At 44.3% G+C, this 15,828-nt stretch carries 13 protein-coding genes; 10 read left to right on the forward strand and 3 right to left on the reverse strand.

Annotated elements, in window-relative coordinates; translation table 11 throughout:
* The first annotated feature begins 3 nt into the window (after window positions 1-3).
* The 7 genes from DWV53_RS10265 (at window position 4) to DWV53_RS10295 (ending at window position 8,262) form a co-directional block, all read left to right on the forward strand.
* Entirely contained in the window at window positions 4-1,110 is a 1,107-nt protein-coding gene (locus tag DWV53_RS10265; protein ID WP_118153454.1) for a glycosyltransferase family 4 protein, read from the forward strand.
* Window positions 1,111-1,158: 48 nt separating this feature from the next.
* On the forward strand, window positions 1,159-2,265 hold the full coding sequence (locus DWV53_RS10270; protein ID WP_118153456.1) for a glycosyltransferase family 4 protein: 1,107 nt from the start codon (window positions 1,159-1,161) through the stop codon (window positions 2,263-2,265).
* Between the two features lie 41 nt (window positions 2,266-2,306).
* Window positions 2,307-3,050, forward strand: coding sequence for a WecB/TagA/CpsF family glycosyltransferase (locus DWV53_RS10275; protein ID WP_118153459.1), 744 nt, complete (start codon window positions 2,307-2,309; stop codon window positions 3,048-3,050).
* A gap of 69 nt (window positions 3,051-3,119) precedes the next feature.
* On the forward strand, window positions 3,120-4,235 hold the full coding sequence (locus DWV53_RS10280) for an MraY family glycosyltransferase (protein ID WP_118153462.1): 1,116 nt from the start codon (window positions 3,120-3,122) through the stop codon (window positions 4,233-4,235).
* Between the two features lie 208 nt (window positions 4,236-4,443).
* Window positions 4,444-5,775 carry an AAA family ATPase gene (locus DWV53_RS10285; RefSeq protein ID WP_118153465.1) on the forward strand — a complete coding sequence of 444 codons (1,332 nt, stop codon included), beginning with the start codon at window positions 4,444-4,446 and terminating at the stop codon, window positions 5,773-5,775.
* Window positions 5,756-6,544, forward strand: a complete 789-nt coding sequence (locus DWV53_RS10290; protein ID WP_118153468.1) for a hypothetical protein — start codon at window positions 5,756-5,758, stop codon at window positions 6,542-6,544. The genes DWV53_RS10285 and DWV53_RS10290 overlap by 20 nt, the downstream gene beginning before the upstream one ends.
* A 155-nt stretch (window positions 6,545-6,699) precedes the next feature.
* Window positions 6,700-8,262, forward strand: a complete 1,563-nt coding sequence (locus DWV53_RS10295) for an ATP-binding protein (RefSeq protein WP_118153471.1) — start codon at window positions 6,700-6,702, stop codon at window positions 8,260-8,262.
* 7 nt (window positions 8,263-8,269) lie between these two features.
* Here the strand turns inward: DWV53_RS10295 and recQ are convergent, their stop codons facing one another.
* Complete coding sequence (gene recQ / locus DWV53_RS10300; RefSeq protein WP_118153474.1) at window positions 8,270-10,132, reverse strand: DNA helicase RecQ; 1,863 nt, start codon at window positions 10,130-10,132, stop codon at window positions 8,270-8,272.
* Window positions 10,133-10,339: 207 nt separating this feature from the next.
* Here recQ and DWV53_RS10305 point away from each other — a divergent pair, with 207 nt between their 5' ends.
* Window positions 10,340-12,346, forward strand: coding sequence for a dipeptidyl-peptidase 3 family protein (locus DWV53_RS10305; protein WP_118153477.1), 2,007 nt, complete (start codon window positions 10,340-10,342; stop codon window positions 12,344-12,346).
* A gap of 11 nt (window positions 12,347-12,357) precedes the next feature.
* Window positions 12,358-12,858, forward strand: a complete 501-nt coding sequence (locus DWV53_RS10310; RefSeq protein ID WP_118153480.1) for an NUDIX hydrolase — start codon at window positions 12,358-12,360, stop codon at window positions 12,856-12,858.
* Window positions 12,859-13,005: 147 nt separating this feature from the next.
* Here DWV53_RS10310 and DWV53_RS10315 read toward each other — a convergent pair whose 3' ends face one another.
* Window positions 13,006-13,620 carry a DNA alkylation repair protein gene (locus tag DWV53_RS10315; protein ID WP_118066560.1) on the reverse strand — a complete coding sequence of 205 codons (615 nt, stop codon included), beginning with the start codon at window positions 13,618-13,620 and terminating at the stop codon, window positions 13,006-13,008.
* Window positions 13,621-13,647: 27 nt separating this feature from the next.
* Window positions 13,648-14,508 carry a 4-(cytidine 5'-diphospho)-2-C-methyl-D-erythritol kinase gene (gene ispE / locus DWV53_RS10320; protein WP_118153483.1) on the reverse strand — a complete coding sequence of 287 codons (861 nt, stop codon included), beginning with the start codon at window positions 14,506-14,508 and terminating at the stop codon, window positions 13,648-13,650.
* Window positions 14,509-14,685: 177 nt separating this feature from the next.
* Here ispE and DWV53_RS10325 point away from each other — a divergent pair, with 177 nt between their 5' ends.
* Window positions 14,686-15,825 (forward strand): DUF2027 domain-containing protein, encoded by a 1,140-nt coding sequence (locus tag DWV53_RS10325; RefSeq protein WP_118141458.1) that lies wholly within the window; start codon window positions 14,686-14,688, stop codon window positions 15,823-15,825.
* Window positions 15,826-15,828: the final 3 nt, after the last annotated feature.

Consider the following 15,828-nt stretch of genomic DNA (forward strand, 5'->3'; position numbering starts at 1 on the left):
GTTATGAAAAAGAAACTTATAATCTTCCATCCGATTATAGCCCCATATCGTATAGACTTGTTTAATTCGTTAGCTAAGCATTACAATTCACAAATCTGCTTATTTTGGCGTAATTTGAAGGATCAGACTTTTGATTATAGAAAAATAGAAGAGCAATTTGATTTTAAGCCTAGTTATATAGTGAAAGAAGAAATGGGATTCTTGAAATGGATGAAGGAAATCTGGAAGAAATTAAATTCTTCCCATCCTGATATTGTTTTAGGATCTGAATTCGGAATCTCGACTATTATAATCATCTTACATAAGTTTGTAAAAAAAAGTCATTATAAAATCGTCATAATCAATGATGATAGCTATGATATGCTTGTAAATAACAATCAATTTACTAAGAGGCATGCTAGGGCTGTAAAGGCAATGATGCCTTTAGTTGATGATGTGATCAATGTTGAGCCTAGAGTTGCAGCTTATAATCAGCAAAAATATCAGAAGGGAATATATTTCCCGATTATCTGTAATGATGTGATTGCCAAGAAAAGATTAGAGCGTGTACTTCCGATTAGTCAAAATTATGTGAGTAAATATCAGCTTGAAGGCAAAAAGGTTTTGTTATTTGTTGGTCGATTGGTTGCTTTAAAGAATGTGGAGTTTGCTTTACGTGCATTCATAAAAGCTAACTTAGATAATACCGTATTTGTGATCGTTGGTGATGGACCAGAAAAAGAAAAACTAGAGAAAATTGCAGCAGGTAATCCTGCTGTTATTTTTACGGGGCGTTTAGAAGGCGATGAGTTATATGCTTGGTATAATGTAGGTCAAGTCTTTACGTTGCCAAGTTACAAAGAACCTTTTGGCGCTGTTACCAATGAAGCTTTAGTTGCTGGATGCAAAGTATTGATCAGCAAGGATGCAGGAAGTAACTGCCTTGTAAAGGATGGGAAAAATGGATATATCATTGATCCACATCATGAAACAAAATTTATCGAAAAGTTAAAGCTTGCTTTTTATAGTATGAAGCCTTTGAAAATGCAGTTGGTAGTTAAGGAAAATATGATGGTTAGCAGTTTTGAAGAGCATATTAAATCTTTATATGCTCGTATGGAGAATTTATAGTTTTTGAAGGATATCTTCAAGATATGCGATTAGCATAATATTTTACCTATGAATAAACAAAGAATTCTTTTTGTCCTACACCTGCCGCCACCCGTACATGGTGCGGCTATGATGGGAAAGTATATTCATGATAGCCGTGTTATCAATGAGGCATTCGAGTGTAAGTATATCAATCTTACTTCTGCCAAAACCTTGCAGGATATTGGTAAGGGAGGAGTGATGAAGTATATCAAGTATTTGATGCTCTTGTGCAAGGTAGTGCTAATGGTGATTACCTTTAGACCACAGCTTGTATATGTTACCCCTACGGCTTGTGGCGTTGCCTTCTATAAGGACTTTCTCGTGGTGCAGCTTCTGAAACTGATGGGAAGAAAGGTGGTGGTACATTATCATAATAAGGGTGTCGTAACCCGACAGGACAAGAAGCTGGATGACTGGATGTATCGCAGATTCTTCAAAGGAATCAAGGTTATCCTGTTGGCTGATGCCTTATATGAGGATGTGAAGAAATACGTGAAACGTGAAGACGTCTTGATTTGTGAAAATGGTATTCCGGATACTTCTGATAGGTCTGAGAAAATCATCAGAAATAATCCTACACCAAGAATCTTATTCTTATCAAATCTCTTAATCACAAAGGGAGTTATCGTACTTCTTGATGCCTTGAAGTTGCTCAAAGATAAGAATATTGGTTTTGTGTGCAATTTTGTGGGAGCAGAGACCAATGAGATTGATGCTCAGCATTTCCTTGGGGAGGTTCAGAAAAGAGGATTGCAACAAGAGGTGAAATATCTGGGAAAGAGATATGGGAAGGAAAAGGAATATCTCTATCGGTGTTCCGATATTTTCGTTTTTCCTACCTATTATTATAATGAATGTTTCCCGCTGGTTTTGCTGGAAGCCATGCAAATGCATCTTCCTTGTATCTCGACAACGGAAGGTGGTATCAGCAGTATCATCCGTCATGGCGAAAACGGCTATCTGGTGGAAAGGAATAATCCGACAGCGCTTGCCAACAGCATTGAAAAACTATTGAAAGATGCTGATTTAAGAAAGAATATGGGAGAGAATGGATGGATGAGATTTAAACGTGATTTTACTTTGGAGGCTTTTGAAAAACGAATGGAATTCTGCTTGAAAAAGGCTCTGAAGTAAAAAACTACTTAGTGATATATAGAGAAAGAAAGTAATATTTTATGGAGAAATACTTTAATATCAACTACGAATTCTCGCCTCGGGAAGTAGGGCGAAGAATCGATGAACAATTATCAAAAAACGAGTCTGACTATATCTGCGTGGCGGATGGAGTAATCCTGAACAACGCTAATAGAAAGCCAGACTACTTAAAGATTGTAAATGGCGGTATGTTTGCTATCTGCGACAGCGGATATGTGCCGCTCTACATCAAATGGCTGTATGGTAAAAGGTATCCGCAATACTGCGGTAGCCAGATTTTCAAGGACTTGGTCAGTTCGCAGAAATACCGGATGTTCTTTATGGGTACCAACCAGAGAACACTCGACGGGTTAAGAGAGAACCTGAAGGCGATGAACCCGAAGGTAGAGAACATGAGCTTCTATGAACTGCCCTTCAAGGCTGTGGATGAGTTTGACTATCCTGCCATCGCAAAGATGGTGAACGAGGATGGGGCGGATATCATCTGGGTGGCGCTGGGCGCTCCGAAGCAGGAAATCTTTATGAGCAAACTGAAACCTTATCTGAAAAGAGGGGTGATGATTGCCGTGGGGGCTGCCTTTAAGTTCTACAGCGGACAGGATGAGAAGCGTGCGCCGAAATGGATGCTCGATGCTCATCTGGAATTTGTTTACCGCATCTTCTGCGACCCGAAAAAACAGTTGAAGAGATGTGGCTGGATTGTGGTTACCCTGCCTAAGCTGCTTTATCAGGAATGGAAGCGTAAACGTTTCATGCAACTATAGATAATGCAGCTATAGATAATACATTATAGAAAATGCAATAAAAAGTAACAATTTAGACTATTTACTTTTATGATTCAACCAATTTATATTTTCCTGCTGGTAGCACTTGTTGTGTCTGTCACCATCGCCATGCTGGTGTTGCCTAACATCCTCCTTATCTCGCATAAGAAGAAACTCTTTGATATGCCGGATAAGAGAAAGGTGCATCATGCGCCGGTTCCCCGTCTGGGCGGACTCTCGTTCTTCCCTGTGATGCTTATTACCATGGGCGGCCTGGTGCTGATATATCATCTGATGGGACTGAGCAGCGGGTCGATGCACGGGGAGGTGCCTTATGAGTTCCTGGCGCTGCTGGTGGGTAGCATGATGCTGTTCCTGGTGGGACTTGCCGACGACCTGATTGGAGTGGGGTACAAGAAGAAGTTCCTGGTGCAGATCGTGGCGGCATCACTGCTCGTGGCTTCGGGCGTGTGGATTAAGTCGCTCGACGGACTCTTCGGAATCTATCAGTTGTCGCCATGGGTGGGCATGCCTTTCACCGTGCTCATCGTGGTGTACGTAACCAATGCCATCAACCTGATTGACGGCATCGACGGTCTGGCTTCCGGACTCTGCGGCATCTCGCTGGTGGCTTTGGCGGGGCAGCACATCTGGCTGCATCTGTTTTCCTTTGCCCTGCTCTGCATTACGGCGCTGGGTGTGATTATCCCTTTCTGGTTCTACAACGTGTTTGGAAATGCCATGAGGGGCAGGAAGCTCTTCATGGGCGATTCGGGTTCGCTGTCGCTGGGCTACATCATCAGTTTTCTGATGATTCACCTGAGCACGGTGGATGTGAGCTCGCATGTGGTGTCTGACTACAACATGGTGTTTGCCTTTACCACGATGCTGGTGCCGCTGCTCGACGTGGTGAGAGTGGTGGGTCACAGACTGAGAAACAGGCAGAATCCGTTCTTGCCTGACAAGAGCCACATCCACCATAAACTGCTGAGATGCGGACTGAGGGTGAGACAGGTGATGGTGGCTATCTGCCTGCTCTCGCTGATGTTCATCCTGCTCAATTTCCTGATGATCGGCCACGTAAACATCACGTATATCCTGGGCATCGACATCGCTGTATGGATAGTGTTCCACCTGGTGCTGGATGTCATCCTACACACCAGGAGGGCGGAAATGGATATTTAATCCTCTATATTTAAAACTATGCTATTCCCGGCTCTGAGATTCAAAAATGAATCTCTGGGTCGGGATTTTTGCGTTTGTAGAGTGGTGGATGAGTTCGTGGCTGCATGGGGGAAGTGTGATGGCTTTTCGTGTTAAAAACTATGAAATCTTAGGTGTTTTCATATAATAGTTGTACCTTTGCGAAAACTAATTATAAATAATTGAATAAATGAGTAAGTATCGTTTTTCTATATATGACTATCATGCTATCAAGGAGGCTGATATTCTGATAGATGGTATCACCGTGCTGGCAGGACCAAATGGCTGTGGTAAGAGTACTATATCTAGATGGTTGTATTATATGATAGATATTGCTACGGACTTTGACTCCTATCTGGTTAAAGGATATAAAACAGAAATAAATTCATTGTTACAAAATATCAGTCGTGCCATCAGGGAAATGTGGGGACTAAATAGAGGTGTTAACAATGGTCTGAATGTTTTGCAATCTATTGACGATTTAAAACTCGATGATAATTTCTCATTAGGCTCAATAGACGAATACACGGTTAAGCTACATTTGTTTATAGGTGAATTTGCCTCACAACTAGATAAATTCTTGAATGCAGAGAATGTTCAAGAACAACGAAAAGACAGAGTTCTCAATTTCTTGAATCAGAATTTGGATGGTGAGGAAAAGGCTAGAAATGCTCAAGCTTTTGCAGAGTTGATAAGCCTACAGGTAGATAAAATGCAGCAAGAGGTATTGTATAAAAGTGAGGATCGCTCCTTGACAGATGTCTTGTCTTTTCTTCATACATATCTATATGAAGATGAAATGGTTCCCTTTAATATCGCCTTGCAAGAGGAAGGGGTCAACATTATCTCTGATGGGAGATTAGGGTCTCTCTTTAATCTGGACAAAGCGATTTACATAGACACTCCAATGGCTTTCGGCTTGGATGACTTCTTAAAAAATGTATTTTGGCAAAGATTAAGAAAATTGATGCTAGAGGAAAATGGTTGTCATGATAAGCAAAACATACGTTTGCTGTATCGCATATCAGAAATCCTAAATGGAAAAATTAATGTTTCTGACAGTTTGTTGGGCAATAAAGAAATGTATTATGAGCGCAAGGATGGCAAGCTGTTGCTTCCTTTGGATAAAATCGCTACTGGTATGAAGTCGTTTGCCTATCTTTTCCAGTTGATAAAGAATGGTCATTTGGATGACAAGACGGTTCTTATGATAGATGAGCCGGAAGTTCATTTGCACCCTCAGTGGATTGTTGTCTTTGCTAGATTATTGATTCTTATCCGTAAGTCATTGGGAGTGAAAATAGTCTTGGCGAGTCATAATCCTGACTTTGTCGCTGCCATCAAGGCAATAGCCAAAAAGGAACAAATCTTGGATGAAACAAACTTCTATTTAGCTCAGAGTGTGGATGATGATGGGTTTCAATATGCTTTTAAGCCTCTCGGCAGTGACATCGAGCCTATCTTCAATTCGTTCAATATAGCATTGGAAAGGATTCAGCAATATGGCGATACAGATCTTTGATAATGGGTGTGTAGAGTCGCACCCCATTTATGAAAAAGCTGGGGCGCTACTAAGTGACGTTTGTAAAAGGGATTATAAAGATAATTTTTTTGACGAGCGAATAGAATGTTTGGACATGGATACCTATGAGACAATGATTTGTGGCGGGCAAAAGCAAGCTACAATGGATGCGGTAATAGGCATCGCTGATTACGAAAATAACCGTAAGACTACCGGTAAGTTGCTAATGGTTGAGTTGAGGTTGGGGTATAAATCGACTGATGGACTAGAGACTGCTAGCTTGAATCGTAAAGTATCGCATACTCTTGAACTGTTGAATCCTGCTGTTTGTCTAGTTTCTGACAAGGCAATATTTGTTTTTAATGAATTGCTGTATCAACAAGCGATTCGTTGGATGTTCTCTAAAAGGTATTCCAATGTCTCAAAAAAGGAGTGGGTGGTAATGAGTCCCAAGATGTTTTGCAAGGCCTATCTCGCTCCAGAAGATTTGCCTTATCAGTCAATCAACGATTTTGTAAAAGGCAAGGCTGACTTTGCAAAGATGTTGGAGAATAAATCTTGGCAACAGATTTATAAAAGTCTTCAATGGTGGGCAAAAGCTTATTATAAGTATTCTTACATCGCAGAAGAGGCAACTCTGATAGCTAGTCTCATCTCAGAAGTATGGGAGAAACTGAAGTCTCATAAGCAGGAAATGACAGATGATGATCTCTTAAGTTTTAGTATTTACGCAGAGGATTATCCAGATTTTAATTTAGATGAACTTTAATCCTCTCTCTCTATATATAAATACAAGATATTCCCGGCTCGGAGATTCAAAAAGGAATCTTTGGGTCGGGAATGTTTTTTTGTTAAAATCGTAGAAATGCTTGGTTGTTTGGGAGAATTGATGTATATTTGCAATTCATTAGACAGCGTTTGATTATGGCAAGAAAATTATATCCTATAGGAATTCAGACATTTGAACGTATCCGCAAGGAGGATAAGTTCTATGTGGACAAGACGGAATACATCTATCGTATGACTCATACGGATGGAACGTATTTCTTCTTGAGTCGTCCACGCCGTTTCGGCAAGTCGCTGCTGGTTTCTACCTTCCAAAGTTATTTCGAAGGAAAGAAGGAACTGTTCAAGGGGCTTGCCATTGAGGAGCTGGAGAAAGAGTGGAATGAATATCCCGTGCTGCACTTCAGCCTGGCTGGAGGCAAACATATGGAGAAGGAACAGCTGGATCGATACCTCTTATATATATTGAAGGAAAATGAGGATAGGTTTGGAGTGGATTGTGATTCTCCAGACCCAAACGTTCGTTTGCTCAACTTGATAAAAACTGTTACAACAAAGTCTGGCAAGCAGGCGGTGGTGCTCATCGATGAATATGATGCACCGCTTCTGGATGTGGCTCATGAGAAGGAAAAACTCGATGTTTTGCGCAATACGATGCGCAATTTCTACAGTCCCTTGAAAGATTGCGAGCCATTGCTCCGATTTGTCTTCCTGACGGGCATCACGAAGTTTTCGCAGTTGAGCATCTTCAGCGAGCTGAATAACATCACGAATGTCAGTATGGACGAGCCATACGCCGGCATCTGCGGTATCACCAAGGAGGAAATGCTTACACAGATGAGCGATGATATCGATGCTCTTGCCGAGCATCTGGAACTGAGCAGGGAGGAGACCATCCAGGAGCTGAAAGACCATTATGATGGTTATCACTTCACTTGGCCATCGCCTGATGTCTTCAATCCTTACAGCTTGCTGAATTGCTTCGCCAAGCAGGAAATGGATGATTACTGGTTCGGCTCGGGCACTCCTACTTATCTCATCAATATGATGAGAAAATATGAATTCTTGCCTGCTGACCTTGGCGAAACCATAGAGGTGGGCAAGAAGGACTTTGATGCCCCTACAGAAACGATGACCACTATCGTACCTTTGCTCTATCAGAGCGGGTATGTCACCATCAAGGGATATGACAAACCGACAAAGTTGTATCAGTTGGCATTGCCTAACCAGGAGATTAGGGTGGGGCTGTATGGTAGTCTCTTGCCTCATTATCTGATGGACAAGTCTGCGAAGGCTAACACGACCATCGCCAAGATGTCGGTATTGGTAAAGAAGGGGGATATGGATGCTGCCTTCTGCCTGCTGAACGACTTCCTGGAGACGGTGCCTTACTGTGACAATACTAACTACGAGGGGCATTGGCAGCAGACGCTCTACATCATGTTTGCCCTGCTCACCAACTATAGCATCCATGTGGAACCGCATACGGCAAAGGGCAGAATCGATATCACGATGGAAACGGCAGATACCATCTACGTGATGGAACTGAAGTTCAACAAGAGTGCCGAGGAGGCTCTCGCCCAGATTGAGGCAAAGCACTATGTCGACGCCTTCAAAATGAGCGGCAAGAAGGTGGTGAAGATAGGCTTGAACTTCTCGGTGAAGGACGAGGTGAACTGTCTGGAATGGAAGATAGGATGACAAGATCTTATAGTCCTGTATATTTCCTGATAGCCTTGATGAAGGTATCGCCATATTTATTGAGCTTGAATTCTCCGATACCACTGATCAGGCTCATGGCATTCTTGGTGGTAGGTTTCATTCTTGCGAGTTCATGAAGGCTCTTGTCGCTGAGTACGATATATGGAGGATAACCCTGTTCGTCGGCAAGGTTCTTGCGTATCTTTCTGAGGTGTTCAAAGAGCCCTTTGTCTTCCACGCCTTTCGAGTCTTCCTGGAAGATGACACGTTCGGCATGCACCTCAGGAATGAGATTTCCAGGCTGGGCGATGACGCCCTTTCTGTTGCGTACCGTTTTCTGTGGGCGGGTGGCTTTATCATCTTCTTCGATATAAGCCAGCGAAACATGATGTTCTCCCTTCAGTACCTTCCAACCTAAATCGGTAACCTTCATGTAGTTGTGGTTGTTGTAGGCAATCTCGAAGAATCCCATCTGCAGCATCTGCAGCAGATAAGCATTCCAGTCCTTAGATGTTGTATCCCTGCCCACACCGAAGGTTTTCATCTCGTTGTATTTGTTTTTCACAACTGCAGAAGAATGCATGCCTCTCAGAATCTCGATGCAGGTACCTACTGCAATATGCTCACCCGAACGGACCACGGCACTCAGGGCTTTCTGGGCTCTGATGGTGCCGTCGAAGGTGCGTGGAGGATTCTTGCAAACATCACAGTTGCCGCAGTTGCAGGATGATGTCTCGCCAAAATAATTCAGCAGAATGCGTCGTCGGCATACTCTCGATTCGGCATATTCCTCCATGCGGCGCAGCTTTTCCATGTTCACATCACGCTGTCCGCTTTCTTCACAGAAAGAACGGAGGGTGATGATGTCGGCTATCGAATAGAACAACACGGTATCTGATGGTGCTCCATCTCTTCCGGCTCTACCTATTTCCTGATAGAAACTCTCTATGCTTTTAGGCATATTATAGTGGATTACCCAGCGCACATTGCTCTTGTCGATGCCCATTCCAAAAGCGATGGTAGCACATACCACCTGAATCTGGTCCATCTTGAACCGCTCCTGTACTGATGCTCTGGTCTGGGCAGTCATTCCGGCATGATAGGCTGCGGCATTGATACCCAGATCGATAAGTTCCTGAGCTACCATTTCGGTGTTCTTGCGGGAGAGACAGTAGATGATGCCTGCTTCTTCCGGATGATTACTGATGAAGCGGGTGATGTATTGGAGCTTTGCCTTTTTGGTGCTCTCCTGTCTTACGGTGAGGGAGAGGTTGGGGCGGTCGAAACTGCTTACGAACGTCTGCCCATTGAGATGAAGCTGGCGTATGATATCTTCGCGCGTTATCTTGTCGGCTGTGGCTGTGAGCGCCATCACCGGGACATTGCGGAAATTCTCGTGCAGCATACCGAGTTGCGAATACTCTGGACGGAAATCGTGTCCCCACTGGCTGATGCAGTGGGCCTCGTCAACGGCAAAGAGCGAAATCTTGATGTTGCTGAATAAATAAGGTATCTCGCTGATGAGTTTTTCGGGCGAAACATAAAGAAGTTTCAGTTCTCCCTTCTCGCATCGGCGGCGGATGATGAGTTCATCGGTCGTGTCGTTTCCGCTGTTCAGTGCCTCAGCCGGGATACCGTTTGCCTTGAGCGCCTCCACCTGGTCGTGCATCAGACTGATGAGCGGTGAAATGACCACAGCAGTACCTTCCATCGCTAATGCGGGAACCTGGTAGCACAGACTCTTTCCACCACCAGTCGGCATGAGAACCAGACAGTCGTGTCCCTGCATTACCTCTCTGATAATCGCCTCCTGGTTGGGGCGGAAGGAATCGTATCCAAAATAGCTTTTTAATATCTCGTTTATCTGCATGATTGCCGTTTTATGTTTTCTGCCTTTACCGGCATGTTTTTGTTTTGTTTTTCATGCAAAGGTAATGAATAATCTGCATAAATAAAAGTTTTCTCCAAGAAAAAGTGCATATTTCAAGTAAAAAACTTTGCAAAGAGCGAAAAACAGGAGGAAAAGTTTGGTATGTGGAAAAAATGTATTACTTTTGCATGGTAAATACAGATAAAAATGGCAAAATGTAATGTAAACACTCAAGAGCGATTTGCCGATATCCAGATGCTCCGTTATGAGCTGAAGGGTTTCGAAAACCTGTCGCTCACACAGAAAATTTATATTTATTGCTTGTCGAAGGCAACCCTCTTGGGACGTGATATCACCTTCGACCAGCAGGGCAAATACAACCTGCGCATCCGTAAAACCCTGGAGGCTGTATACCTTCATTACGAGGGTAATCGCGAAAGCGAAGATTTCAAGGCTTTCGAAGTTTACCTGAAGCGTGTCTGGTTTGCCAGCGGCATCCATCATCACTATGGATGTGAAAAGTTTGTGCCAGGATTTTCAGAGGAATCTTTCTATGAGATGGTTGGGGCTGTAGCCGATGAATACCTGCCTCTTTCCAAAGGTCAGAGCAAGGAAGACCTGTTGGGCATTCTGGTGCCTGTCATCTTCAATCCGGAAGTTATGCCTAAGCGCGTGAATCAGACGGATGGAGAGGATCTGGTACAGACTTCAGCCTGCAATTTCTATGAGAATGTTTCTCAGGCAGAAGTAGAACGTTTCTATGCCAGGATGAAGGAAGATGGCAACGAACAGGCACCTTCGTATGGACTGAACTCTAAACTGACCAAGCGTAATGGTGAACTGGTGGAGCTGAAATGGACAGAAGACGGCCTCTATGGCGCAGCTATCAAGGAGATTGTTTCCTGGTTGCTCCGTGCTCAGAAATATGCAGAAAATGAGGAACAGAAACATCTCATCGATCTCCTGGTGAAGTATTACCGAACAGGCGATCTCAAGGATTTCGACCGTTACAGCATCGCCTGGGTGCAGCAGCACGAGGGAATGATTGATTTCATCAACGGATTTATCGAAGTGTATGGCGATCCGCTCGGACTGAAAGGTACTTGGGAAGGCATCGTAGAATATAAGGATCTTGAAGCTACGAAGCGCACCCAGACCATCAGTCAGAATGCCCAGTGGTTTGAGGACCATTCACCTGTAGACCCACGTTTCCGCAAGCCGGAGGTGAAGGGTGTTACAGCCAATGTCATCTGTGCGGCGATGTTGGGTGGCGAGGAATATCCAGCTTCTGCCATCGGCATCAATCTTCCGAATGCCAACTGGATCCGTCAGGAATATGGTTCTAAGAGTGTGACCATCGGTAACCTGACCGAGGCATATAACAAGGCTGCTCAAGGCAATGGTTTCCGTGATGAATTCGTTATCGACGAGGATACCATCAGTCTGATGAATCAGTACGAAGATATTACAGATGATCTGCATACCGACCTGCATGAGTGTCTGGGACATGGTAGCGGACAGCTCTTGCCTGGTACCGACCCTGATGCACTGAAGGCGTATGGCAGTACGATAGAAGAGGCGAGAGCCGATCTTTTCGGACTCTATTATGTAGCCGACCATAAATTGGTAGAACTGGGTCTGACTCCGAATGATGAGGCATACAAGGCTCAGTATTACGGTTATCTGATGAACGGTCTGCTCACCCAGACTATCCGCATCAAGGAAGGCGACAAGATAGAGGAAGCCCACATGCGCAACCGTGCGCTGATAGCCTGGTGGGTGATGGAACATGCCGAGGGTGCTGTGGAACTGGTGAAGATGGATATGAACTATGCTTCTGCCGAGGATGCTTTGAAGGACAGTGAGGGCAATATCATTACGACGAAGACTTATGTGAAGATTAATGATTATGCCAAACTACGCCATCTCTTCGGCGAGTTGCTTGCTGAAATTCAGCGCATCAAGAGTGAGGGTGATTTCGAGGCTGCCCGCCTGTTGGTAGAGAAGTATGCCGTGAATATTGATCCGGAATTGCATCGCGAGATACTGGCAAGATATAAGAAACTGAATCTCGCTCCATACAAGGGATTCATCAATCCGAAGATGACGCTGGAGATGGATGAAGAAGGCGAAATTACAGACGTGGTATTGGATTACGAGGAGAGCTATGTCGACCAGATGTTGCGCTACTCTGATGAATACGGAACTTTGTAATAAGAGAAACGATGATAGATAATAAGAACGAGGAATTTCCAATAGTAGATGAAATGGGTAATATTCTGGGTGCAGTAACCCGCGGCCATGCCCATGACGGAAGCAAGATCTTGCATCCGGTAGTTCATCTGCATGTATTCAACTGCCGGGGTGATCTGTATCTTCAGCATCGTCCAGCCTGGAAGGATATCCAGCCGGATAAATGGGATACAGCCTGCGGCGGTCATGTTGATTTAGGCGAAAGTGTGAGTCAGGCTTTGCATCGCGAGGTAAGGGAAGAATTGGGTATCACCGATTTTGAACCGGAATCTCTTGGACATTATGTCTTTGAGAGTCAGCGGGAAAAGGAACTGGTTTATGTACATCGCTGTGTATATGATGGCGAGGTGAAACCGAGCCAGGAAGAATTGGCCGGTGGCAGATTCTGGACCAAGGATGAAATCAGCGAAAATATCGGCAAGGGTGTTTTCACTCCGAACTTCGAAAACGAATACCAGAAGTATTTCATGTAACGCTGAAATTAGCCATAAAAATACGTCCCGACGTAGCATTTGCTGCATCGGGACGTATTTTTTTGTATGTCGGGACGCAGCAAATGCTACGTCGGGACGTATTTTTAGAAGGGCCGTGGCCTGTTTCTGACCGCTTCTGCAGAAGCGTTAAATCTCGTAGATACCCTTGAGAGCGCCTCTTGCGATTTGTTCGAAATCTTCACCGAAATCGCAGAAACGGAGAACCGCATTAGAGGCAGCATGTTTTATTCCCATGTTGTCACCCTGCAATGCTGTGGCAGCCTGATCCAGGAATTCGTTGATGCCACGCTCGTTAGGCTCTTTCCCATTGGCAAAGAGACGGGCAAGGAGCTGGAAACCGGCAATCTCATAGAGCGGCTTATCACTTGCTATCCACTGGTAGGCGATGACAGGCGCGTAATCTACGTGCTGCAAAAGGTTGAAGGCAAGCATCTCTGCCATCTCCTGACTCTGTACCTGTTCCATCCATAAATCTGTGATTTCCGGAAGCATCTTATCGGCAGGCATGATGAGTGTAGCCAGAATCTTGCACTCCCGGATATCTTCCTTCCACAGTTCGATGGCGAGGTCATAGTCTTTGCCATATTCCTCAGCCATCTTTTTCAGTTCATAGAATGGTACGCCCCAATTCAGTTTATATCCCAGTCCCTTATCGCGCATAGATTGCGATCCCGGACCGTTCATCAGCAAGCGGAAGCTTCGCTTGATAGTCATCAGTTTCTGATGTGTTTCTTCGTTCATTATATTTAGAGTAAATTATTAACTAAATTAAAGTTTCAATATTTTACAGAACATTCCTTCGAACTGTTCCTCTATATTTGCAGGTTTATGCTTGAAGATACCGAAGATGGCACTTCCGCTACCACTCATCGCTGCATATACGGCACCCAGGTTGTACAGCTTCTGTTTGATTTCTGCCAGTTCCGGGTGCATCTTGAAGATAGGTGCCTCAAAATCGTTGACAAGTTCCTCTTTCCAAGTCTCGATAGGCTGGCGTACAATGTCGCGGCAACATTTGGCTGGTGCCTGTGGGGTGATGGCTGCATAAGCCTCTTTGGTGCTGACGGCAATGTCATCGCGCTTCACCACAACCAAATGATAGCCCCGCAGATTATCGCCAGGACCACTTACCGGCATCAGTTCTTCGCCGATGCCTTCTGCATAGCAAGCAGTGTCACCATCTTCGGGGTCAGCAGAAATGAAGTAGGCGCAGTCTGCGCCCAGCTTGGCAGCGTATCTTTCCATCTCCGGATTACCGATGTTGAGACGGAAACGCTCGTCAAGCAAACGGATCATGAAGGCTGCATCGGCAGAACCGCCACCCAAACCAGCCTGCGAAGGAATACGCTTTACCAGGTGAGCATGGATGCGTGGAATCCTGAAGTCGGCAGCCAGGAGATTATAAGCCTTTACAACGAGATTGTTCTGTTCGTCGCAATCCACTGCGTTACCTGTAATCTTCAGATCACAAGGAACATCGCTAGGGAATTCATCGCCCATGAGCTTGATTTCAAGTGCATCGGTCAGCGGAATAGGGTAGAACACCGTTTCGAGATTGTGGTATCCATCTTTCCGCTTGCTAACTATATTTAAACCAAGATTGATCTTGGCGCAAGGAAATGTAATCATAACTTTTCAGTTTAAAGGGTTCGTTACTATTTCTTTTTCTTTGCAAAGATACGGAAAAATATCTAACATGGTGCATCTTTTACAGGATTATTTTTATCTGTAGCATTAAAAATATTAAAATAAGCCCTGTTTTGCAATATCTTTTGTATCTTTGCAATTACAAATTATTAATAGATTATGAAAAAAGGAGATAAAGTCAGATTCTTGAGCGAAGTGGGTGGCGGAAAGGTTGCCGGCTTCCAAGGTAAAAATATTGTGCTCGTTGAGGATGAGGATGGTTTTGAGATTCCGATGCCTATCAACGAGGTGGTTGTGGTGGAGCAGGATGAATACTCCATGGGCAAGATGATTTCGGCTAAGATGGATGCGCAGCAGAAGGCTGAGGAGCATGCCAATACCGAACTGCATCAGGACAGCCGGAGTATCAAGGCCATCTTGAATGATCACGATGACGTGGATATGGATGTAGAGGAATATGATGCTGCCGACCGTGAGATAACCTTTGTGAAACCGGTTGAGGAACGTACGGGTGGCAACAAACTCAGTGCTTATCTCGCCTTTGTACCTATCAACATCAAGGACGTAACCAATACCCGTTTCGAGACCTATATGGTGAATGACAGCAACTACTATCTCCACTATACCTATCTCGTGGCTGAGGGAAATGCATGGACTCTGAAAGCAGAGGGAGAAATAGAACCGAACACCAAACTCTTCATCGAGGAATTCGGTCGTGAGGCTCTAAACGAGATGGAGCATATCGCCATCCAGATGATAGCCTACAAGAAGGACAAGCCATTCCTCCTGAAGCCGGCAACAGATGTTCAGTTCCGTCTCGATCCCGTGAAATTCTACAAACTTCATCTTTTCGAGGAGAACGATTTCTTCGAGACTCCAGCCTATCTCTTTACGATTGTAGAGAACGATGAAATAGCCCGTCCGCTGGTTATCGATTCCAAGCGTCTGAAAGAGCAGATGTATAAGGATGAGAAGGTTGTTGCCAACACCAGCAAGAAGAAGAGCAAGAAGGATGATGGTACCCTTGTGATAGATCTTCATGCGGATGAAGTGCTTGAAACAACTGCTGGAATGAATTCTGCAGATATTCTTCATTATCAGATGGATATCTTCAAGAAGACCATGGAGGAATATAAGAAAAAGAAGGGACAGAAAATTATCTTTATTCATGGAAAGGGCGAAGGTGTGTTGCGCCAGACTCTCATTCATGAGTTGAACTATCGCTATAAGAGTTGCACCTATCAGGATGCTTCTTTCCAGGAGTATGGCTATGGTGCTACACAGGTAACAATAAAGTAATTT

Source organism: Segatella copri (assembly GCF_003465495.1).
GTDB lineage: Bacteria > Bacteroidota > Bacteroidia > Bacteroidales > Bacteroidaceae > Prevotella > Prevotella copri_G.

Excerpts from the sequence above, each read along its gene's own strand:
- DWV53_RS10270 (WP_118153456.1), top strand. The coding sequence starts at position 1,159 with ATGAATAAACAAAGAATTCTTTTTGTCCTACACCTGCCGCCACCCGTA.
- DWV53_RS10280 (WP_118153462.1), top strand. The coding sequence starts at position 3,120 with ATGATTCAACCAATTTATATTTTCCTGCTGGTAGCACTTGTTGTGTCT.
- DWV53_RS10295 (WP_118153471.1), top strand. The coding sequence starts at position 6,700 with ATGGCAAGAAAATTATATCCTATAGGAATTCAGACATTTGAACGTATC.
- DWV53_RS10290 (WP_118153468.1), top strand. The coding sequence starts at position 5,756 with ATGGCGATACAGATCTTTGATAATGGGTGTGTAGAGTCGCACCCCATT.
- DWV53_RS10325 (WP_118141458.1), top strand. The coding sequence starts at position 14,686 with ATGAAAAAAGGAGATAAAGTCAGATTCTTGAGCGAAGTGGGTGGCGGA.
- DWV53_RS10265 (WP_118153454.1), top strand. The coding sequence starts at position 4 with ATGAAAAAGAAACTTATAATCTTCCATCCGATTATAGCCCCATATCGT.
- ispE (WP_118153483.1), bottom strand. The coding sequence starts at position 14,508 with ATGATTACATTTCCTTGCGCCAAGATCAATCTTGGTTTAAATATAGTT.
- DWV53_RS10310 (WP_118153480.1), top strand. The coding sequence starts at position 12,358 with ATGATAGATAATAAGAACGAGGAATTTCCAATAGTAGATGAAATGGGT.
- DWV53_RS10275 (WP_118153459.1), top strand. The coding sequence starts at position 2,307 with ATGGAGAAATACTTTAATATCAACTACGAATTCTCGCCTCGGGAAGTA.
- DWV53_RS10315 (WP_118066560.1), bottom strand. The coding sequence starts at position 13,620 with ATGAACGAAGAAACACATCAGAAACTGATGACTATCAAGCGAAGCTTC.
- recQ (WP_118153474.1), bottom strand. The coding sequence starts at position 10,132 with ATGCAGATAAACGAGATATTAAAAAGCTATTTTGGATACGATTCCTTC.
- DWV53_RS10305 (WP_118153477.1), top strand. The coding sequence starts at position 10,340 with ATGGCAAAATGTAATGTAAACACTCAAGAGCGATTTGCCGATATCCAG.
- DWV53_RS10285 (WP_118153465.1), top strand. The coding sequence starts at position 4,444 with ATGAGTAAGTATCGTTTTTCTATATATGACTATCATGCTATCAAGGAG.